The organism is Pseudomonas putida (assembly GCF_001976065.1).
Lineage (GTDB): Bacteria > Pseudomonadota > Gammaproteobacteria > Pseudomonadales > Pseudomonadaceae > Aquipseudomonas > Aquipseudomonas serbica.
In genome coordinates, this window is sequence record NZ_MNAH01000008.1 from 291354 (window position 1) to 313339 (window position 21986).

At 53.9% G+C, this 21986-nt stretch carries 14 protein-coding genes and 1 pseudogene; 5 read left to right on the plus strand and 10 right to left on the minus strand.

What is annotated here, in order from left to right; all coding sequences use genetic code 11:
* Positions 1–90 precede the first annotated feature (90 nt).
* The 3 genes from BKX96_RS25070 (at position 91) to map (ending at position 9237) form a co-directional block, all read left to right on the plus strand.
* Positions 91–5598, plus strand: a complete 5508-nt coding sequence (locus BKX96_RS25070; RefSeq protein ID WP_077185737.1) for a trifunctional serine/threonine-protein kinase/ATP-binding protein/sensor histidine kinase — start codon at positions 91–93, stop codon at positions 5596–5598.
* 2244 nt (positions 5599–7842) lie between these two features.
* Complete coding sequence (locus BKX96_RS25075; protein ID WP_046031598.1) at positions 7843–8073, plus strand: hypothetical protein; 231 nt, start codon at positions 7843–7845, stop codon at positions 8071–8073.
* Positions 8074–8469: 396 nt separating this feature from the next.
* Positions 8470–9237: a type I methionyl aminopeptidase gene (gene map, locus BKX96_RS25080; RefSeq protein ID WP_077185738.1), complete on the plus strand. Its 768-nt coding sequence runs from the start codon at positions 8470–8472 to the stop codon at positions 9235–9237.
* Positions 9238–9344: 107 nt separating this feature from the next.
* Here the strand turns inward: map and BKX96_RS25085 are convergent, their stop codons facing one another.
* The 8 genes and pseudogenes from BKX96_RS25085 to BKX96_RS25115 form a co-directional block, all read right to left on the minus strand.
* Positions 9345–10358, minus strand: a complete 1014-nt coding sequence (locus BKX96_RS25085) for an isocitrate dehydrogenase (RefSeq protein WP_077185739.1) — start codon at positions 10356–10358, stop codon at positions 9345–9347.
* A 367-nt stretch (positions 10359–10725) separates the two neighbouring features.
* Entirely contained in the window at positions 10726–11556 is an 831-nt protein-coding gene (locus BKX96_RS25090; protein ID WP_077185761.1) for a universal stress protein, read from the minus strand.
* A 202-nt stretch (positions 11557–11758) separates the two neighbouring features.
* Complete coding sequence (locus BKX96_RS25095; protein ID WP_077185740.1) at positions 11759–12520, minus strand: YoaK family protein; 762 nt, start codon at positions 12518–12520, stop codon at positions 11759–11761.
* 364 nt (positions 12521–12884) lie between these two features.
* Positions 12885–14129, minus strand: a complete 1245-nt coding sequence (locus tag BKX96_RS25100; protein WP_077185741.1) for a malic enzyme-like NAD(P)-binding protein — start codon at positions 14127–14129, stop codon at positions 12885–12887.
* A gap of 891 nt (positions 14130–15020) precedes the next feature.
* A pseudogene (locus tag BKX96_RS33630) lies at positions 15021–15172 on the minus strand (IS5/IS1182 family transposase); the annotation flags it as partial.
* Positions 15173–15238: 66 nt separating this feature from the next.
* Complete coding sequence (locus BKX96_RS25105; RefSeq protein WP_218639283.1) at positions 15239–15724, minus strand: GNAT family N-acetyltransferase; 486 nt, start codon at positions 15722–15724, stop codon at positions 15239–15241.
* Positions 15725–15972: 248 nt separating this feature from the next.
* Positions 15973–17178: a Na+/H+ antiporter NhaA gene (gene nhaA, locus BKX96_RS25110; protein ID WP_077185742.1), complete on the minus strand. Its 1206-nt coding sequence runs from the start codon at positions 17176–17178 to the stop codon at positions 15973–15975.
* A 391-nt stretch (positions 17179–17569) separates the two neighbouring features.
* Complete coding sequence (locus BKX96_RS25115) at positions 17570–17800, minus strand: hypothetical protein (RefSeq protein ID WP_046031605.1); 231 nt, start codon at positions 17798–17800, stop codon at positions 17570–17572.
* A gap of 140 nt (positions 17801–17940) precedes the next feature.
* Between BKX96_RS25115 and BKX96_RS25120 the strand changes: the two genes are divergently transcribed.
* Complete coding sequence (locus BKX96_RS25120; protein WP_077185743.1) at positions 17941–19596, plus strand: SulP family inorganic anion transporter; 1656 nt, start codon at positions 17941–17943, stop codon at positions 19594–19596.
* Positions 19597–19665: 69 nt separating this feature from the next.
* Here the strand turns inward: BKX96_RS25120 and BKX96_RS25125 are convergent, their stop codons facing one another.
* Both BKX96_RS25125 and BKX96_RS25130 read right to left on the minus strand, forming a co-directional pair.
* Complete coding sequence (locus BKX96_RS25125) at positions 19666–19851, minus strand: ribbon-helix-helix protein (protein ID WP_077185744.1); 186 nt, start codon at positions 19849–19851, stop codon at positions 19666–19668.
* A gap of 85 nt (positions 19852–19936) precedes the next feature.
* On the minus strand, positions 19937–21229 hold the full coding sequence (locus tag BKX96_RS25130; RefSeq protein ID WP_077185745.1) for a malic enzyme family protein: 1293 nt from the start codon (positions 21227–21229) through the stop codon (positions 19937–19939).
* A 122-nt stretch (positions 21230–21351) separates the two neighbouring features.
* On the opposite strand from BKX96_RS25130, the gene BKX96_RS25135 reads away from it, so the two are divergent.
* On the plus strand, positions 21352–21984 hold the full coding sequence (locus BKX96_RS25135; RefSeq protein ID WP_046031607.1) for a trimeric intracellular cation channel family protein: 633 nt from the start codon (positions 21352–21354) through the stop codon (positions 21982–21984).
* Positions 21985–21986 lie beyond the last annotated feature (2 nt).

Here is a 21986-nt window from a genome sequence, read left to right on the forward strand (position 1 = left end):
CGGACGAATGAGCCATCCTCTTGGCGCTGCGCCGGGCAGCAGACTACAGCAGTGTGTACACGATTGACCCTTCACCAGGTTTCGGCACCAATGGTTAACAACCTAAGCCTTCAAATCTTGTGGGAAGATGGCGAGCGTGCCTTCTGTCGAGGCCGGCACCCGGGCAACGGCGGCGCCGACAGTATTCTAATTGTGCGACCCGCCACAGACTTCCCAACGTCCGCCAGTCTCGATCGCCTCGATCACGAATACAGACTGAAGGATGAACTCGATAGCGCGTGGGCGGTGCGGCCGCTAGAACTTCTGCACGAAGGCGGCCAGACGCTATTAATGCTTGAGGATCCGGGCGGTGAGCCGCTCGAACTGATGCTCTCCGCGCCAATGGAAGTGGACAGGGTCTTGAGTTTCGCAGTTGGCATCGCGGCGGCGCTGGGCCAACTCCATCAGCGCGGCCTCGTCCATAAGGACCTCAAGCCCGCACATATCCTCGTCAACTGCAAGGATGGGCGGCCGCGGATCACCGGCTTTGGCATTGCCTCGCAGCTGCCACGCGAGCACCAAGCACCCGAATCACCCGAAACCATTGCCGGCACGTTCGCCTACATGGCGCCGGAACAAACCGGTCGGATGAATCGCTCCATCGATTCGCGCAGCGACCTCTATTCGCTTGGCGTCGTACTCTACCAAATGCTCACCAGCGCGCTGCCGTTTTCGGCGGTCGACCCGATGGAGTGGGTGCATTGCCACATCGCCCGTAAACCGGTGCCACCCTGCGAGCGGTTGGCGCAAATACCCGCGCCGCTCTCTCATATAGTCATGAAGCTGCTCGCCAAGACGGCCGAGGAGCGCTACCAGACTGCAGGCGGTGTCGAGCAGGATCTGCAACGCTGCCTCACCAGTTGGCAGTGTGATCGCAGGATCGACGAGTTCGCGCTAGGTGAGCACGATATCCCCGATCGCCTGGTGATCCCCGAGAGGCTTTACGGCAGGGAACGTGAGGTCGATACATTGCTCGCGACCTTTGATCGTGTGGTGACCAACGGTTCACCGGAACTGGTGCTTGTGTCAGGCTATTCTGGGATCGGAAAAACTTCCGTCGTCAATGAGTTGCACAAGGTGCTTGTGCCACCGCGGGGGCTTTTTGCATCCGGCAAGTTCGACCAGTACAAGCGAGACATTCCCTATTCAACCCTGGTGCAGGCTTTCCAAAGCCTGGTGCGGCCGCTGCTTGGCAAGCGCGATACCGAACTTGCGAGCTGGCGCGTTGCGTTACAAAAGGCCTTGGAGCCCAATGCCCGGCTCATGACTGATCTCATCCCTGAACTGAAACTCATCATGGGTGACCAGTCTGCGGTGCCAGAGCTTGAGCCACAACAGGCACAAAGTCGCTTTCAGCTCGTGCTTCGCCGATTCATCGGTGTTTTCGCCAGGCGTGAACATCCGCTGGCTCTGTTCCTCGATGATCTTCAGTGGCTCGACACGGCGACGCTCGACTTGCTGGAGGATCTGTTGACACGCTCGGACTTGAAGCACCTGATGGTGATCGGTGCTTATCGAGACAATGAGGTTAATCGCGCTCATCCATTGATGCGCAAGCTGCAAGCCATCAAGGATGCTGGCGGCAAGGTAGAGGAAATCGCGCTGGCACGGCTTGCCCGTGACCACCTTGGGCAGCTGATTGCCGATGCGGTTTGCTGCGAAACGGCGCGGATCCAGCCGCTCGCAGAGTTGGTGCATGAGAAGACCGCCGGCAATCCGTTCTTCGTGATTCAGTTTCTCTATTCGCTTGCCGAAGAGGGCATGTTCCACTTCGATCATGACAATATGGGCTGGTCCTGGGATCTGGATCGCATTCGCGCCAAGGGCTACACCGACAATGTCGTGGATCTGATGGTGAGCAAGCTGAGCCGCCTGCGAGTCGAAACACAGCTCGCATTGCAGCAATTCGCCTGCCTCGGCAACATCGCCGAGACCACGATATTGTCAACCGTTCTCGCGACCTCGCAGCAGCAGGTTCATAAGGTTCTTTGGGAGGCTGTCCGTCAGGAACTGGTCGAGCGTCAGGAGGGCGCCTACAAGTTTGTTCATGACCGTATCCAGGAAGCCGCTTATTCGTTGATCCCGCACGCAATGCGGGCTGAGGTCCACCTGCGGATCGGACGCCTGCTCGTTGCGCAAACTCCCATCGAGAAACGGGAGGAGGCGATCTTCGAGATCGTCAACCAACTCAACCGCGGGGCTGCGCTGATCACGCAGCAAGAGGAGCGCAACCAACTCGCCGAGCTCAACCTGATTGCAGGAAAGCGTGCCAAGGGGTCCACCGCCTATGCCTCGGCGCTCACCTATCTTAATTTTGGCATGGCACTATTGGAGCCGGATAGCTGGGACCTCCAGCACGAAATAATCTTTGCACTGGAGCTGAACCGAGCCGAATGCGAATTTCTGACCGGCGAGTTGTCGGTCGCAGACGAGCGCTTGGCGGCACTGTCAAATCACGCCACCACATCGGTTGAACAAGCCGTTATCGCGTGCTTGCACATGGATGTCTGCCTGGTCCTCGATCAGAGCAGCCGTGCCATCAGCGTCGGCCTCGATTGCCTGCGGCATTTCGGTATCCACTGGACACCCCATCCAGAAGATACAGAGGTGCGAGGCGAATACGAGCGTATCTGGTCGGCACTCGGGAACCGGACGATCGAAGCGCTCATCGATTTGCCGCTGATGGAGGATCCGGCGTCTCTGGCAACCGTCGATGTCCTGATGAAGCTCTGGACGCCAGCCTTGTATACCGACGAGAACCTGGCTTCCTTGACGATCTGCAAAGCGGTGAGTCTGAGCCTTGAGCGCGGTAACTGCGATGCATCGTGTTTCGCCTATGCCATCCTGATCAGAATTGCAGGACCGCATTTTGGCGACTACAAGGCTGGATTCCGGTTCGGTCAGCTGGGCTACGATCTCGTCGAACAGCGCGGGCTAAAACGTCTTGAGGCGAGAACCTTTGTTTGTTTCGCGCTTTTTGTCGTGCCCTGGATGACACATGTGAAGGCTTGCCGAGATCTGCAGCGCCGCGCCTTCGAAGCTGCGAACCGCGTCGGTGATCTCCAATATGCAACCTACACGCGCAACGACCTGAACTCGAACCTTATTTTCTCCGGAGAGTCGCTCTGCGAGGCACTGAGCGAAGCTGAAGAGGGCCTCGCGTTCGCAGAGAAATCGCGGTTCGGTCTTGCCGTTGACATCATCTCAACGCAAGTTGCGCTGATGCGGACGCTTCGAGGGTTCACCCCCCTATTCGGTTGCCTTGATGACAGCCAGTTTGATGAATGTCGGATCGAGCGTCGCTTTTCGGAAAATCCGGACCTTGCGATTGCCGCGTGCTGGTACTGGATCCGGAAATTGCAGGCGCGCTGCATCGCCGGCGACCATTCGACCGCTTTAGCCGCCGCAGCCAGAGCGCAAGGGCTGCTCTGGACCACGGCCTCGTTTTTCGAGGAAGCCGAATATCACTTCTACAGCGCGCTGTCCCACGCCGCCAGTTGCGATGGTGTGTCAGCCCACGAACGGCAACAGCACCTGGCAGCCCTGGCGACGCATCACGGCCAACAGAAGGTCTGGGCGCAGCATTGCCCCGAGAATTTCGAGCACCGCGCTGCGCTGGTGGGCGCGGAAATTGCCCGGATCGAAGGTCGCGACCTTGATGCAATGCACCTTTACCAACTGGCCATCCGCTCGGCGCGCACCAACGGCTTTGTGCACATCGAGGCGCTTGCTTATGAGCGCGCTGCACAATTTTATGCGGTGCGAGAATTTGAGGTCATCGCCGAGACATATTTGCAAAACGCCAGGCATTGCTACCTGCGTTGGCGAGCCGACGGAAAGGTTCGGCAACTTGAGCAGATGTATCCGCACCTTAGAACGGAAGAGCTCGCGTCTGGCCCGACGAGTACAATTGCGACGCAGGTCGAACACCTAGATCTCGCAACTGTGATCAAGGTGTCGCAGGCGGTCTCGGGTGACATCGTTCTCGAAAAGCTGATCGAGATGGTGATGCGTACGGCGCTTGAACAGGCAGGCGCCGAACGAGGCGTGTTGATACTCCCAAGCGGTGGCGAACAACGGATATTCGCCGAGGCGACAACCAGCGGTGAAACGGTCGTCGTGCATCTACACGACGATCCCGTGACTGCTGCGGTGCTGCCGGAGTCTGTCCTCTATTACGTCCTGCATACCCGGGAGAGCGTCATCCTCGACGATGCCGCGGCTGATTCTTTGTATGCTGCAGATCCTTACGTTGCGCAGCATCGTGCTCGTTCCATTCTCTGCTTGCCATTGATGAATCAGGCAAAGCTCACCGGCGCGCTTTACCTCGAAAACAACCTCACCACCCACGCGTTCACTCCCGCACGCATCGCTGTACTACGGCTGGTGGCCTCGCAGGCCTCGATTGCACTGGAGAATGCCCATCTGTACCGCGACCTTGTGGAACGCGAGGCGAATATCCGGCGCCTCGTCGACGCCAACATCATTGGGATCTTTATCTGGAATATCGAGGGTGACATTCTCGAGACCAATGACTCCTTTCTTCGAATGGTGGGATACACGCGTGAAGATTTCGATGTAGGTTGCATACGCTGGAGGGACCTAACTCCAGCGGAATGGCGCGAGGGCGACGAGCGAGCGCTACAAGAGATCGGGGAGACCGGACGCGCGCAGCCCTTCGAGAAAGAGTTTGTCAAAAAAGATGGCAGCCACGTGCCAGTCTTGGTCGGTGCGGCGACGTTCGAAGCACGTCGGAAAGAAGGTGTTGCTTTCGTGCTCGATCTAACCGAGCGCAAGCAAGCGGAGAAAAATGTCCGGGAAAGCGAGCAACGCTATCGCGAGGTACAGACAGAGTTAGCCCATGCGAACCGTATTGCCACGATGGGGCAGCTCGGGGCCTCGATTGCTCACGAAGTCAAGCAACCTATTGCCGCGACGGTAACCAACGCCCAGGCAGCGCTGCGGTGGCTGAACGCCGAGCCGCCAGACCTGGAAGAGGTTCGGCAGTCGCTCAGCCGCATCGTCAACGATGGCAATCGAGCGGCCGAGGTGCTCGGCCGCATTCGTGAACTGGTCAAGAAATCGCCGCCAGTGAAAGAGCCGTTGGATATCAACAAGGCCATCCGCGAGGTGATAGAGCTTACCCGTGGCGAAACAGGGAAGCAGGGTGTCTCGGTACAGGTCCATTTTGCGGATCGTTTACCGCTTGTTGAAGGAGATCGTGTCCAGCTGCAACAAGTCCTCCTGAACTTGCTCATCAACGCGACGGAGGCTATGGACGGTGTCATCGACGGTGTGCGGAAGTTGCAAATCAGTACGGAGAATGCTGACTCCGGCTTCGTGCTGGTGGCGGTGAGTGATTCGGGGCCAGGTTTTGCTCCACATAGTGCCGATAACATTTTCGGCCCCTTTTACACGACCAAGTCCACCGGCCTAGGGATGGGACTGTCCATCTGCCGTTCGATTATCGAAGCACACGGCGGTCGATTGTGGGCGAACGAGAACGTGCCACGTGGCGCGATATTTCAATTCACGGTACCCGCCCATCTAGCCGTTTAATTGTGATACGCAGCGCGAGGACCTTGCGATACAGTTCGCTGTCCCGAAACGGTCGTGTCCATTCTTGGTAAACGTCGCGTGATTGGGGACTTCACCATCAAGGCTCCGCCTGCATTGCTCAAGTCGTGAAGCTAGGCATGCCTACATGCACTTCCAGGCTGTGCCAATCGGGAGTTTAAAAGATCTACACGCTTTCCATTGTGCTACTGAGCATCGCCAAAGAATTCCAATCTAAGTGAAAAGTCATGCCCGAGTGAGAGAGGTGTTGAGTGTATGTCCACGCTTGCCAAGGGATGTTGTGCATTCTGATCAATAATTTATCGGTTCCGATCGTGAGCGCGAGCAACGCGCATCTTAGCTATCTGGGATGACTGAGTGGAAGAAGTACTCTTGGGTTTTTCTGTGATCGCTTGTTATAGATCTACCTATGGTCGCGGATCATTACTGGGTGAGGTCGTAGGCGCAGAGCTACGCAGTCCTCATTGCCTTAATCCATTTAATTCGACCAGCTTGGCCTGACCTCAGTTCTGTCAGCAAACCACATCCTAAGTAGTCAGTGCCAAGTTAATAAATAGTTCCGAAATAGTGGGGCGGCATTTCCCGATGTGAGAGCTAAATGCGTAATAGCTACCAGTCTGTGGGGCTCTTCATTTTAATATCTAATGACTTCATTTTATTTTCTAATGACCACTGAAGGCATGGTAGGCGGAAATTGCAATAAGCTGTGTAAACCAAAAGTTTATAGTGGCATCTATGGAAACTTTCAGGAGTATCGAATGCTTTGTACACAGTGCCGGGGTCAGTAGCTTCGCGAAGGCAGCTTGACGCATAAGTGGTACCAGCCGCTGGGCCAAGATCGCTAAGCTGGCGGTGTGTGCGTAATTGCACCTCACTTGACCACCCGTTTGCACAGCCACTGCCCACCCGTTTGCATTCGACTTGACCAGTCGTTTGCATTCCCACTGACCACTTGTTTGCATTCGAGCTGACCAGCGATAGATGACGTATCACCTCAACCAAAAAAGCATGGCGATCTCTACTGCGCCGCATTGTGTGCCTGAAAAATGACGAGCCTGAGCGCTTGCCGAAGGGCGCCCGAGTCAGTCAGGCCAAGGAGGTGGGGGGCGATCCATCAGAGTTAAAATATCTCTTCCCCACTCTCATCGCTGAAACTCAGAAGTATGTAGCAGCCCATCTTGATGTTGACCGGAATCCGCTCATCAGGTCAGGGTTACAGCTCGTAAAAAGAACCGCGGCCTCCGGGAACGAATGGGAGCGGTTGTGCAGCAACGCGATACCTTGCCAGCCTACTGCCAGAATCATGTTGCCGAATTGGAGCGGGCGCTTTCGAGCCCCAACGTTGTGCTACTTGGACAGGCGAAGAAAAATCAGTAGTGAGCGGTCAACTGCATGCGTCTTGATTCACCGCGATAGATCAGAACCGTATTTATCGCCAGACAGTTTTTAGCCCAGTTCTTAGCGTTGATACAAAGGTCTCCAGTGAAGGATCTTTCTCAGCATCTTGCTTATGCCTGCCGATGAAAATCCACTCATCTTCTGCCCAAAAAATTCGAATTGTTTTGGGTGATTTGCAGTCGAATACAACTTGATAAATTCTCGTTTCTCGCTGCTGGACGACGACGCATTGCTCATGGCAAACCAACAGTCGTTGCCCAGGCTCTAGGGTCGGAGCATTGAGCGGGAGGCGCTTCTCACTTTCTGTTTTCCGCATGATGAATGTCGTCGTCCTTAAAATTCAGAAACCGTACGCGTTGAATCAAAAGCATGGAGGGTCCGCTACTGCGGGGGACTCATCTGCTGCCTTTGCACATGACGCCATATGTGTTCTTTAACGTGGCAATCATCACGATCCAATAAGCCATTTCGGAGGCTGTACAGACAATAAGGCCTATAATTGATAGCTCGCTACTTATTATCAGTACCCCTTGGTCGTCTCTAACTGGCCGGCAAATCCTGTTATCGCCGGAAACCGACCGCATGGTCGCACACCTTCAAAGCGACGGCATTGGATGGACCTACCCGGGCCTACCGGCTCAGGCGCTTCGACAGTCCTGCGCATGACTAGCCTCCAAGGGGTCATATGTGCATAATATTATCATCCAGTGATAATGGAAAGGCAATCTACTCGCCCTTGCTTCAGGCACGGGCGAGGTCTATTGATCGATTGCCGGGAGGCAAATTCATGCATGAGAACAGCAATACTGTGAGCGCTTGGAGACCCGTATGAAACGTGAGGACGTAAAAACCAAACACGCTGAAGGCATTCAGTTTGATACCCATTTGATTGCCAACCCGGCTAACACCCAGGAGTGGATCGTCTTTTTTAAAAAGGATGCAGGAAGAAGCTTCTTCCTGGTCAATGACAACGAAGAAATCGAACCCTTTCGGTACCTTGATGATTTGATTCATGAGCTGCGAGAAATCGGTATCAAGGTTGCTGAAATTCATTTTTGAATTCTTTTCCTTGGAGTGTCGTCATGTCAGTCAGAATCGAGTATCTGTCTAGTCAGAGTGAAGAACTATGGTCCGTGTGTATTGGAACCAGGCGCATTCAATTCCGCAATGAGCAGGGTGCAAGAAATTACGCAGCAAAGCTAAAAGAGCGTATAGAAGCTCCGCACTCATACCCTTGTGCATTGCCGTCCACCTACACACGCGGCTGCAGCAAGTAATAATGCTTAATGGCCTTCTGTTAACGTTAACGTTACCGTGAAAAAAATTTTCTTCCGTAGAGTGCTGTGGAACTTAGTAAGTCGAATTAATTTTTATGCTGCGCTCCTGCAATTGCATAGCATCTGGCGAATGAGCACCCGGCCAACCAATGTTCATAATGAGGGTAAAAGTACCACTATGAAGCCTGCACTAATTTCTATGTCACGAACTGCGGGAAAGTTGGCTGCGGAGGTTCTGAGCATGATTGCGCCTTACGTCAAGCCCGGAGTTTCGACCAATGAGCTTGATAAACTCTGTCATGACTACATTGTCAACGTACAGAAGGCCACTCCAGCCAATATCGGTTATCACGGGTTCCCCAAAACCTTGTGCACCTCCATCAATCATGTTGTTTGCCATGGAATCCCGTCAGATAAAGAACTCTCGGATGGCGATATCCTCAATATTGATGTTGCGGTGCTCAAGGATGGTTGGTTCGGTGATACAAGCCGGATGTATTTTGTCGGCGAGCCAAGCGTAGAGGCTCGTCGGCTGGTGGACACGACCTATGAGGCGATGTGTGCCGGCATTCATGCAGTAGGCCCTGGTGCCACGCTCGGTGATGTCGGTCACGCCATTCAAACCGTGGCGCACCGTGAAGGGTATAGCGTAGTGCGTGACTACTGTGGACATGGCATTGGCATGGTTTACCACGATGAGCCACAGGTCCGTCATTATGGCAACCCGGGTGAAGGTATGAGACTGAAACCGGGCATGATCTTCACAATCGAGCCAATGCTCAATGCTGGAAAGCACGGTGTAAGAACGCTGGGGGATGGCTGGACCGTGATCACCAAGGATCTTTCGCTCTCGGCCCAGTGGGAGCATATGGTCTTGGTCACCCGCGATGGCTTTGAGGTGTTGACTGCGTGGCCGGATCAGCCCGTGGAGTATAAGAAGATTTAATCCAGCAGACTGTCCTACTGGTAGGTCAGAGTGGGGCACACGTAGAAAATCGCCAGCTCGTACTGAGCTGGCGACTCGGACGGAGCGCTTGTTTGTTGATTCTCTATTTAGTCACGCAAGTAGGCCACCAAGGCGTCAGCGAAGGACTCAGTTGTACCGGTCCCTCCCATATCGGGTGTCACTTGATCACAGGAGCTTTTCAGAACAACGCGGATAGCTGTACGAATGCGTGTCCCCTTTTCCACCATGCCCAGGTAATCAAGCATGTCTGCGGCAGCCAGTAACAATGCACATGGGTTCGCGATGTTCTTGCCGGCGATGTCCGGTGCCGAGCCGTGGACCGCTTCGAAGATGGCCGCATCGGCGCCGATGTTGGACCCCGGCGCCAAGCCCAATCCGCCTACCAGGCCTGCGCACAAGTCTGAGAGGATGTCGCCAAACAGGTTGGTGGTGACGATGACATCAAATTGATGGGGATTCATCACCAGCTGCATACAGGCGTTATCGACGATCATCTCGTGGAATTCGATTTCCGGATAGTTCGCAGCGACCTCACGCGCCACCTCAAGGAACAACCCGGAGCAAGACTTGATGATGTTGGCCTTGTGCACCGCGGTCACTTTCTTACGGCCTTTGCTACGAGCCAGCTCGAACGCATACCGCACGATGCGTTCGGAGGCCGTGCGTGTTACACGAATGCTCGCCAGAGCGACTTCGCCGTCCTCCGAAATACTTTGTCCTTCTGGTAGGTACGCCCCTTCGGTATTTTCACGCACCGTGATGATATCGATATCTTCGAAGCGCGCACGGGTCCCTGGGAAACTGATCGCTGGTCGGACATTGGCATAGAGATCGAAGTGGCGGCGAAGGTGGACGTTGATCGATGAGAAGCCGCGGCCAATCGGCGTTGTCAGAGGGCCTTTGAGTGCGACACCATGTTTGGCGATCGTCTCTATGGACGCGGGCGGCATCAGTTGCCCATGCTGCTGCAAGGCCTCCAAGCCAGCCTCAACGAAGTCGTACTGAAGATTGCAGTCAAGGGCATCGAGTACGCGTAGCGTCGCTTGCATGATCTCAGGGCCGATGCCGTCACCCTTGATGATTGCGATAGTTTTGCTCATGGTCTCTTCCTTAACAGCGCTTTGTCAGCCGCTGTATTAATTGGGTCATTGAGACTGGTGTCACGAGTCTGCTGATTGGCATTGACTGTCTGGCGGCTTTCACCGCGCCAGTGTGCTGTGTTTCATCCTCCGCGCCGTGACTGCGCAGGTCATCGCGGATCAATAGACGGGCGACCTGAGTGGGTGTCAGTTCTCGCGCCGCACAAAACTACTCAAGGATGCAGCTGTAACGGGCGAGTTACCGGATCAAGGATGCTGTCATTTGCTCCATCGAAGATGCGCACAACATTAACATATAATGTTAATCGCATGTGCTGACAAGGAGGGTTTTCATCCTGAGACGGTAAGGTGTTTGAATGTCTGTGCGTTACATGTTGAGGTAGCTTTTGGGCAGGAATAGAAGAGGACAAGTTGTGGCTCGGATCATTCTTGAAGTCGTACTGCCAAGCCAAAATCGACGGACTCGCGAATGACCAAAAGCGCCCATGATCATCAGATCGATATCGTGTTCGGTCTGATAGGACTGTAAGGCGAGCTCTACTCTCCCGCCACAGATGGCTGTCCGCACGTCACACCCGGCTGATTGCAGAATGGCTCCTGCCGCATCGAGTCGTTCCAGATTCTTCGACGTGTTGGCTGCGACCATGACCAGGTGCACGGGCAGCGTTCTGAGAACTGGACTCGCTGCCAGCATTTCCACCCCCATGTGCGTGTCCTCGCTCCCGTCATAAGCAAACATCAGGCTTCGTGGTGGGTTGAAGGAACAAGGTGTGACCAGGATCGGCTTGTGCAAAGCATGGATGATGGTTTCGAGCTGGTTGAGTCGGGGATAGAACGAGCTTTGTTTTCCCATGACCAGCCAGCGCATGTCAGTTTCCATCTCGAGTAACCGACCCAACAGTTCTCCGTCGCTTTGACGAAGCTCTGGCTGCATCACGCCATCAGCAATCGCTCTTTCTCGAGCGTTTTGCAGCATTATCAAGCCTTGCTTCAACGCCTGCTCATGGCGCTTTTCGTCCAGCGACATAGCTTCTAGCACGTGCGCCAGGCTGCCGGGTCGTATCTCTACGCCAGCGGGGCGGTCTACAACATTCAGGAGGGTTAACGGCAAAACAAAGTTGAGACTGGCCCAAGCGGCGTAGTCGCAGACGGCCGGAGATGTCGTTGAACTGTCGATACAGGCCAATATGTGGGTCATCACAACCCTCATCTCGATGATCTTGAAGAGCCGGTCACCACGCGGGGTATAAACGAAAAAAGCCGCTCGGCGAAGGCACCGCTTTTAGCATTCGATGGAGTGGGATCCGTCGCTGGACACCGGGCACGTCATATATCGACACGATCAACGTAGTGAAACTCCAGTATAGCAACGCCTGGAAAGCTGCTTGCAGGCAGGCTGCTCACTTTCGCATGACGCGGCGGACAAAAAGCCTGGCATCATCAACGGCAGGCACGATCGCCAGCGTCACCAGAACCATCGCGAGCGGTACCGTTGAGATATAACCAATGTGCTTGAACCCAAAGGCACCCACCACGCCGCCCAAAAAGAAATTCAGCGCAAGCAGTATCAGTATTTTGAGTCGGGTCCGATTGGCGAGAACTTTTGGATGCTTCGATGTGTTGACGGCATTCCAATAAAAGAGTTTTCCAAACTCAATACCGATATCCGTGATGATGCCGGTGATGTGCGTCGTTCGGATTTCGGCTTTGGAAATTTTGGTGATCACTGCGTTTTGTAGCCCCATGATGAAGCACAGCAGCATCACGGTGACGGACACGAATAGACCATCCACGGTGGATAGCCTAGCGCCCAGAAAGCCAAAGCAGATGAGCAGAAAGGCTTCGAACAAGAGCGGCACTGCAAACTCACTGTGCATCCGTCTGCGTCGGGAGTAATTGACCATGACCGCCGAGCACGCGGCCCCAACCAGAAAGGACAACAAGGCGCCGGCACCACTAAGCACCAGGTCGTAGGCCCCTAGCACACTGTTGTCTGCCATCGAGGAGACGATGCCTGTCATGTGTGAGGTGTACTGATGCACCGCCAGGAAACCACCGGCGTTGGTTGCCCCCGCTACGAAGGCTAAGGCAAATCCAAGATGTCGGTTTGCGTCTGTGGTACGCCTTCGCCCAGTGAGGCTCCTAACATATTTGATCGGCATTCATTCACCCCTGTCCCAAGCGTATGAGGAGCAAGAAAACCAACCGATTATGCACATCTGATATCACCAGGTCCTCGCGATTTAGGCTGGTCTGCTCGTTGAGTGTTAAAGCCGCTGACTGTCGTTTTTTCTGATCGGTGATCAGGATTGCTTGGGATGGCAACCCTGTGTGGTGATTACCTGCTGGGGGAGCAGACGGGGATCCCGAAAGCTTCACCCCGCGATCAGCCAAGAGCGGATGATCTTGCAAATGGCGGGCTGTCGATATTCAGGACGTGCTGCGGTTGGATGATCCCCGAGTGCGACAGCTGCAACCGTGCAAAAGGTCGTGCAGCTGCGGCACATCAGCATGATTGACGTCAGCTTAGAGCGGGTAGTGCGTCGGGTAATGCAGCTTCGCAACGCCGGTGTCGATAGCGGCCTTGGCCACTGCGCCGGCTATTGCTCCGAGCAGGCGAGCATCGAGCGCTTTGGGAAGAATGTAATCGCGCCCAAACTCAAGCTTATCGACGTTGAACGCTTGCAGTACTTCCACAGGGGTTGGCTCTTTGGCCAATTGGCGCAGAGCTTCCACCGCCGCAATTTTCATCGCTTCGTTGATCCGGGTTGCCCGAACATCCAAGGTCCCGCGGAAGATGAACGGAAAGCCCAGAACGTTATTGACCTGGTTTGGGTAATCAGAGCGACCGGTCGCCATGATCAGGTCATCACGTGTGGCCATGGCCAGCTCGTAGCTGATTTCAGGGTCCGGGTTCGAGCAGGCAAACACGATCGGGTTCGGTGCCATCGCTGCCAATGCTTCTGCCGGGAGGAGATTGGCTCCAGACAGGCCGACAAACACGTCTGCACCGGTCATGGCTTCCATCAGCGTACGAGGGCCACCGTCGTTAACGAACTGTGCTTTGTATTGATTGAGTCCTTCCCGAGCGGAGTGGATAACACCGACACGATCGACCATGTATAGGTTGCTTTTTTGAGCGCCGAGACTCAGCAGCAGGCGCATGCAGGCAGTGGCAGCTGCGCCGGCGCCGAGGCAAACAATTCTGGCATTCCCCAGGGTTTTGCCCTGAATCTCAAGTGCATTGAGCATGCCGGCGGCAGTGACGATGGCCGTACCGTGTTGGTCGTCATGGAAGACTGGGATGCTGCACTGTTCGATCAGTGCCTCTTCGATTTCAAAGCACTCAGGCGCTTTGATGTCTTCCAGGTTGATGCCGCCAAAGGTGTCGGCAATGCGCACGACGGTCTCGATAAAGGCCTGGGAGCTCTCGGCATTGACTTCGATATCGATCGAATCGATTCCGGCGAAACGCTTGAACAGCAATGCTTTGCCTTCCATGACCGGCTTGCTGGCCAAGGGGCCTAGATTGCCGAGGCCCAGAATGGCCGTGCCGTTGGTGATCACGGCCACCAGATTCCCTTTTCCAGTGAAGCGGTAAGCATTCTCTGGGTTCTTCGCGATTTCGCGTACAGGCTCAGCGACGCCTGGGCTATAGGCCAAGGCAAGTTGGGCTGCGGTGTCGGCGGGTTTGGTCAGTTCAATGCTGATTTTCCCAGGGGTTGGGAATTCATGGTAATCCAGTGCAGCCTTCTTGAAGTCGGTAGTCATGCGAGCCCATAATTAGACGTTGATTACAATGCCATGTTAACACTATTATAATGCAAGGCAACGAGATCCTGACCCACAGACCAGGGTCAAATTGCCGGCTTGAACGCTGCTGATGAAGGGGTTTGTCAGCCAGCGGACCAACTCTATTGGCCTTAAGACTTCAGGGCGGGCCTGTATCTGTTGGTCAATAGAGATCCTCCTATGCTTGAACCCGTCTTAGGCCACCTTGTGTGGCCATTTTTTTGCGTGCTCGAATGTCCCAAGCGGTGTCACGCCCTAAGCGCGGCACATTAGGATTCAGAGTTTTCTCATGGCCTCTTGGATCTGATCCGCGTATTTCGACAATTGCGTGAGCTCATGACCCAGTTGCATAGGGCTTCTGCGTGGGTCATTCGCCCGTGAATCAATACCAGCGCAGCATTTACAGCCATTATTCGCGTTCCTGAGTAGATCCTGGAACGTACCTGTTGAAATCAATAAGGTCCTGCACTGTGTGAATGGCAATACCCGTACGACTCGACAGGTAAGCAGGCAGAAACCGGCCAGGAGCTGGCCCCTCAACATCAATACCGTGGTCTGCCCCCGATTGTTCCAGTCGAACACCCTGATTCCAGGGGCGGACGGGTATGCTTATCGCTTCACTTGGGGGCTTGCTTTATGAGCGACGGCGAAAAGGAAGAACAGAGGATGTCTGACTGTGCGTACTGTGACCTAACGATGGATTTCGTTCCCGATGACGCGAGGCATCGGTTTGAGGTTCAGTGCGAGCATTGCCAAATAATCAACGTAGTGACTTGGGAGGTTTGGGCGCAGGGTCGCTGGTACACTGCGATCAAGCACGATTGAAACTCAATAAATGAGGGTTGGTCAGCCGGTGGCTTGAGCGGGTTTTCGACCACCGCCGGCCTTTGGGTAATACGGTTCAATCAACGCCAGTAAACCGCTACAGGACACTATCTGATCCATCTCGGCGAGGAACCGCTCGCGGCGTGTCTGCTTGCGCTTTCCGGCGTATTCAAAGTCGGAAAGCTCATCTGGCTCATGGGCGGCTCGGATCAGGTGGTGAGGGTATACTTCAGCACATTCGGAGATGTGGCTCGTAGAAATCCCTAGAGTTTCAGCGACCAGAATTCCAGATCGAATTTCTTCCCATAAGCCTTTTGCCCAAGCATCACCTCAGTCATTCGAAAGTTGAGGCGCTCATAAAGCGCCCTTGCGTCGACAAGGCAGCTATAGGTTTCTAGCTGCACCTGCTTAAACGAGTGCTGGCGAGCATGATCAAGAGCGAGTTTCATCATCGCAGAACCAACACCTTTACCCCTAAACTGCGGCAGGACTAGCACGAAGTTAAGAAATGCCACGCTGTCAGCTCTCTCCGATATCGCTATCGACGCTACGCGTTTGTCCCCTACCAATCCAACCCAGATACGATTGAATGGACTTGGTAATTCAAGAAAGTTGCGCATCTTTTTGGCGACGCCATCCTGAAAGTGCCTGTCAAAACCGAACTCGGTGGCATAGACGTCACCATTCGCAGCAATAATCCACTCGTGATCGTCCTGTTGTGCTACTCGAACCGTCAACTCTGTAGCCATCACTTGAAACCTCGGCTTTGTCTATGCTGGCTTTATCGATTTTACACTGCATGCCATCTGACCGTGCGATACATAATGAAAGGTGTCACGGTCAATTCGAATGCAAATAACTGGTCAAGTCGAATACAAACAGGTGGTCAAATCGATGCAATTACACAACGTAGAGACTGTGACTTACTGATGGATGTTTCAAACATCTAGGTTTCTCCTGAGCAATACCAAACAGTGCTGCTGCGAGGGTGAATAATTCATTTCTGCGTGAGGGCACAGGTGGAGTGCAGAATTCTGGGAACTGAGCCGGCCACTCCAGAACGTAAAATCAAGACGCCCAATAGCGCAGACAAAACTGAACCCATCAGCACCGCGATTTTTACGTCGGTCATCGTTTGCGAAGGTGCAGGAATGGTCTGTGCGCCGATCCACAGGCTTGCTGTAAAACCAATGCCGCTGAGTGCAGCAACGCCATAAAGCTGCACCCAGTTGCAGTTCTCGGGGAGCTTGGCGAGCCCGAGTGCAACGACAAGACCCGATACAGCGAAGAGACCCAGTGGCTTTCCGATCAGAAGTCCTGTCGCGACACCCGTCGTGACCGGGGCTGAGAGATCTTGCAGTGACATGCCAAGGAGTGACACGCCAGCATTGGTAAAACCGAAAATCGGCAATATCAAAAATGTCACATAAGGGATGAGCTTTTCTTCAACGGTTCGCGACGCAGAGCTGGAGCTTGTATCGGGCTTACCTAGCGGTAAGGACAGCGCCAATACAAGTCCGGCGAGTGTCGGATTAAAGCCGGATAGCCCAAGAGCCATCCACAAAAACACTGCGGTCACTATGTAGGGACGCAGGCGTGTTATGCCTTTGCGGTTCAGCGCTATAAGGAGACTTATCAGCAGTAATGGGGCCAGCAGCATCGGAACAAAAAAATGTTGGGTATGAAAAAAGGCAACGATCATGACTCCGCCAAGATCCTCCAGAATCGCGATAGCGAGCAGGAATACTTTTAGCGAAGCTGGAACCCTGTCACCGAGCAGCGACAGGACGGCCAGCGCAAATGCAAGGTCCGTGGCTGTGGGAATAGCCATCAAGAATGGTGTTTCGTTTTGGGAGTGATTAAAACCCCAGAGAATAAGCGCCGGCAGGACCATGCCACCCAGCGCCGCAAAGCCTGGCAATGCGCGCTCCTCCCACGTGGCCAGATGCCCAACCAGCCATTCACGCTTGAATTGCAGCCCGATGACCAAGAAGAACAACGTCATCAGGCCGTCATTGACCCAGTGGGCTAACGACAGGCCCAGATGGACGCGATGTAGCAACTCAAAATAGCTGGGAGCGAAAGGAGAGTTGGCTAAGACAAATGCGATGAGAGAGGTACCCAGCAATGCCACACCGCCGGCTGCTTCATTGGAGAGCCCTGGAGGGATGGTGGCACCGGATACGTCTTTTAATTTTGCCATCTTGGGACTCCAGCCTCGATCGTGATAAAAACTTGGTCGCCCAGCGTCAATGAATGGCCAACAGCTTGGTGTGTTCTGAGCTGCCTTGGATGCCTTTCATCAAGAGGCTTAGCGTTCTGCTCCTCGTTCGTCAGCCTTCGAGGCTCTCCAATCGAGGAAAAATCCAGCTCAGTGTTGATCAGTGATCCGGGGTGGGAGAGGCAGGGTGAATTCGCGGAAAGGTATGCGGTGCGTCGATCCTTTCTTTCAGTGTGGCTGCATACTCCTTCGCCCCCTGCTCGTTACGAAATTGGATGCTGTGGCTACCGAAACAGACAGACCAAAGCTCCCCGTCTTGACCGGATAGAAGCTTAATCGTTACTGACATGATCAAACTTCCTGAGCGCAACGATTAGAAATGAACTTCAGCAGACTTGATGCCCAACTCGCGAAGCTCATGGATCACATCATCGACGCGTCCAAAGGACTCAATTTCCTCATTGTCATTGACCAGAAAATAGCTTCTTCCTGCATCCTTTTTGAAAAGAATGATCCACTCGTGCGTATTGGTCGGGTTGGCGATCACATGCGTGTCGAAATGCATGCCTTCACCGTGTTTGGTTTTGACTTCTTCGCGTTTCATTCGGGCCTCCGGACATAGGGATTAGCACTTTAAGTACCGATTCTACAGCGCTGCAGGTGTCGTACCAAGGCTAGGCCAATTGCTTTGCTATTATCACTAGGTGTGAATAGTATGCACATGCCACCAGAGCGAGGCTAGTCATGATTGCGATACAAGAAGCTTGGAAAGCGGGCTTGTTAGGGCGCGAGCATTGGCTTCGAAATATCGTCTCAGGGGTCATCGTCGGCGTCGTGGCGCTGCCCTTGGCCATGGCATTTGCCATCGCCTCAGGCGTCAAGCCGGAACAAGGGATCTATACAGCTATTGTGGGTGGCCTGTTGGTTTCGCTGTTCGGCGGAAGCCGGCTTCAGATTGCCGGCCCCACCGGGGCATTCATCGTCATTTTGGCCAGCGTGACGGCCAAGTACGGTGTGGATGGCTTGCAGATCGCGACCATGATGGCTGGGGCCATTTTATTACTGCTCGGCATCACTAAACTTGGCGCACTCATTAAGTTCATTCCTGACCCCGTAATAGTGGGATTCACCGCTGGCATCGGAGTGATCATTTGGGTCGGGCAATGGAAAGACTTTTTAGGCTTGCCGAAAATCAGTGGCGACCATTTCCACGAGCGGCTGTGGCACCTCATCCAGGCGCTGCCCAGCCTTCATGTGCCCACGACACTGTTAGCCCTGTTGAGCTTGGTGTTGGTGATCCTCGCTCCTAAACTACCCGGTGTAAGGCGTGTTCCTGGCCCCCTGATTGCCATGGTCGTTGTGACGGTATTGCATTCCTATTTTCAATTCGACGGCGTGGCCACGATCGGGAGTGCATTTGGGGGCATTCCTCAAGGGCTTCCCAAGATAGGCCTTCCTGAAATAACGCTGCCGCAAGTCATTGAGTTGATTGGCCCTGCGTTTGCGATCGCGATGCTGGGGGCGATCGAGTCGCTGCTCTCGGCTGTTGTTGCCGACGGGATGGCCGGTACCAAACATGACTCCAATCAGGAGTTAATCGGACAAGGCATTGCTAACCTGGTCACTCCTCTGTTTGGTGGCTTTGCTGCAACAGGTGCGATCGCTCGAACAGCAACCAACATCCGCAATGGCGGCAACAGTCCAATCGCGGGTTTTGCACACGCCCTGACTTTGATTCTACTGATCTTTTTCTTGGCGCCTTTGGCTGCGGATATCCCGCTGTGTGCGTTGGCTGCGATCTTATTCGTGGTCGCTTACAACATGAGCGAACTGAAACACTTCAAACGCATGGTCAAACGAGCTCCAAAAGCCGACGTTGCCATCCTGTTAATTACCTTCAGCCTGACTGTTTTCAGTGATCTGGCGATTGCGGTGAACATTGGGGTCATTCTCGCCATGCTGCAATTTATGCGTCGGATGGCGTCTTCTGTGGAGATTCAGCTAATGGTCGAAAAAGAGTTGGAGGTAGAGTTGCGTATGAATGGGCATGTACATCTTCCCCCCGGTATTTTGGTTTACACCATTGAGGGGCCTCTCTTCTTTGGCGCAGCAGAAACCTTTGAGCGCGTTTTGGCTCAAACCCACACGGATCCTGGGACTTTGATTATTCGCTTGAAGCGGGTGCCGTTCATGGATATCACGGGCTTACAAACGCTGCTCGAAGTCATTGAGCAGCTACGCAAGCGCAGCATCGTCGTGAAGTTGTGTGAAGCCAACGAGAAAGTCCTCGGCAAGCTCGACAGGGCAGGGATTCTTCAGGCGCTCGGCTCAGAGCATTATCATGCCGACTTCAGTGGCGCACTGGGCAGTTATGTCGAGATCGACAAGACCCAAGGCTAGAGATGGGGTGCAGCAGGCTAAGAAAGGCGATGAGCAGGCATTCGTCGTGCCCGCCCACGCGCAAACGAATCACTTACCATTGGCTGCAATTCTGCTTTTGGTCGAGTAGGACACGCCATGCGTCTCCAGATAGTCCCGAATAAGCTGACGAACGACCTGAGAAGGTGTCAGATCCTGAGACGCACACAGCTCCTCAAGTGCTTTTTTCTTGACGGGATCAATGAGCACAGTTAATCGTGCAGTCTTATTTTCCATGGAATTACCGGTCCCCTAAAACGGTCGATGATAATCAAATTATAATAGGCAGAGGGTTATTTGTCACCGGTTAGGTTCGTTACAGCTAGCTAGATTGACCGTGATCAAAAAATGGCGACGGTACGTCAACCAGAAACGGGTAAAAGAAGGGATAGATAGACGGGTAATGGGCAGGGAAACTGATTCTGGCCTCCCCCGAATCAATAGCCGCCCTGGCCACTGCGCCGGCAACCACCGAGTGCAAGCGCCCATCCAAAGGCTTGGGAACAATGTAATCCTTTCCCAGCACCAGCCTGTCGACGTTGTAGGTTCGCAGTACGTCTAACGGCACCGGTTGCAAAGCAAGCAGGTGCAAAGCACGGATCGCAGCAATCTTCATGGTTTCATTTATACATCGCGCTCTAACGTCCAAGGCTCCTCGGAAGACGTAGGGCGAAGCCAAGCAGCTGGCTAACTCATTTGGATGATCGAAGCTGTCGGTGGCGAGAATCAAATCCGTCCGAATTTCACGAGCCTGCCAAGGCAAAATCGCTTGATAGGGACCCGCATAGGCAAACACGATGGGGTTGCTTGCCATCGACAGAATTGCTTCCGGTGTTAACCAGTCTGGATCTGCAACACCAATAAAAACGTCAGATCCCTTCATTGCCGCGGGCGAGTGCTGTGTGAGTCCATTCTGAACAGTTTGCCCCAGCTGCGCGATCGTGCGGACACTGCCGGTTGTTACGACAATACGAGATTTGTGGGCTCCCAAGCTCAGCAGCAACCTCACACACTCGACCGCCGCACGCCCGTGCAGTCCGCAGACGATTCTGACGTCTTTAAGTTTTTTGCCCTGAACTTTTAATGCCGTCAGCAGGCTGGCCACCACAACAATTGCCATTCCGTGTGGTTCATCTGAGAACACCGGAATGTCGCATCGAGCGATCAGCGCTTGTTCGATCTCCAGGCTCTGAGACTCAGCAATGCCATCCAGATGGATGCCGCCGAAGGTGTCGGCAATGCGAACGACCGTATCAATGAAAGCGGCCGATTCGCTGGTGTTGACCTGGATATCCACCGCGTTGATCTTGGCCAGGCGTCTAAACAGGAGCGCTTTTCCCTCTATCACCGGCTTGCTGGCAAGAGATCCCAGGTTGCCCAGATGTAGAATTGACGAGCCGTCGGAAATGATTGCGACGAGATTGCCCTTACCCGTAAAGCGGTAAGCGTCATCCGGATTTTTCGAGATTGCCAAGCAAGGCTGCGCCACCCCTGGGCTATACGCCATTGCCAGATCGCCGACTGTTTCGACCCGCACGCTTGGTTCAACGGTGGTTTTTCCAAGAGAAAAATGCTCATAACAATACGCCGCTGTGTTTTTTGGCCCTGCCTTCATCGCACGCCTCGGTTGTACTTTTATTATAATACTATGATAATGTAATTAGACCCTGATGTGTTCCTTTGAAGGCGCCTCATTTCAAGGGCTTTTCCCATTTGCAGTACAGGCTGGTTCCGTAGATGAAGGCTTACCACGCTGGTTGGGTGATCTATTACTGTGAGTTGTTAGGCGTCGCAGCCTTCGCAGTGACAGGCACCCTGATGGCAGGGCGAAAATCGTTGGACTGGTTCGGCGTAATCACCATCAGTTTAGTCACCGCTTTAGGCGGCGGTGCCTTGCGTGACGTACTGATGGCTCATTATCCGATCGAGTGGGTTTCCAATGAGAATGGCTTTTTGGTAGGGGTTAGTGCTTCGCTAGGAACCATGATTTGGGCGAGGACCTTGAAAACCTTCAACGAGAGGGTGTTGTTGGTAGCCGATGCATTTGGATTGGCTGTATTTACGGTCACAGGAACAGATATGGCTCTTCAGCAAAACCTCCCTCCCAGCATCGCAGTGATCATGGGTGTAGCTACCGCAGTCGCTGGGGGTGTGATGCGTGATGTGTTGTGTAACGAAATACCGTTGGTGTTTAGACGTGAGGTTTATGCATCCATCAGTATTTTGGGTGCCGTCGCCTACATCACGCTGCTGGATTTGCAGATTTCACTTGAAGTAGCGTCTGCAATTGCCATTGCGTTCGTTTTTGTCAGCCGTATTGCCGCCATTCGTTGGAAATGGATGCTACCTAGGTTCCATGTAGTCGATTGATC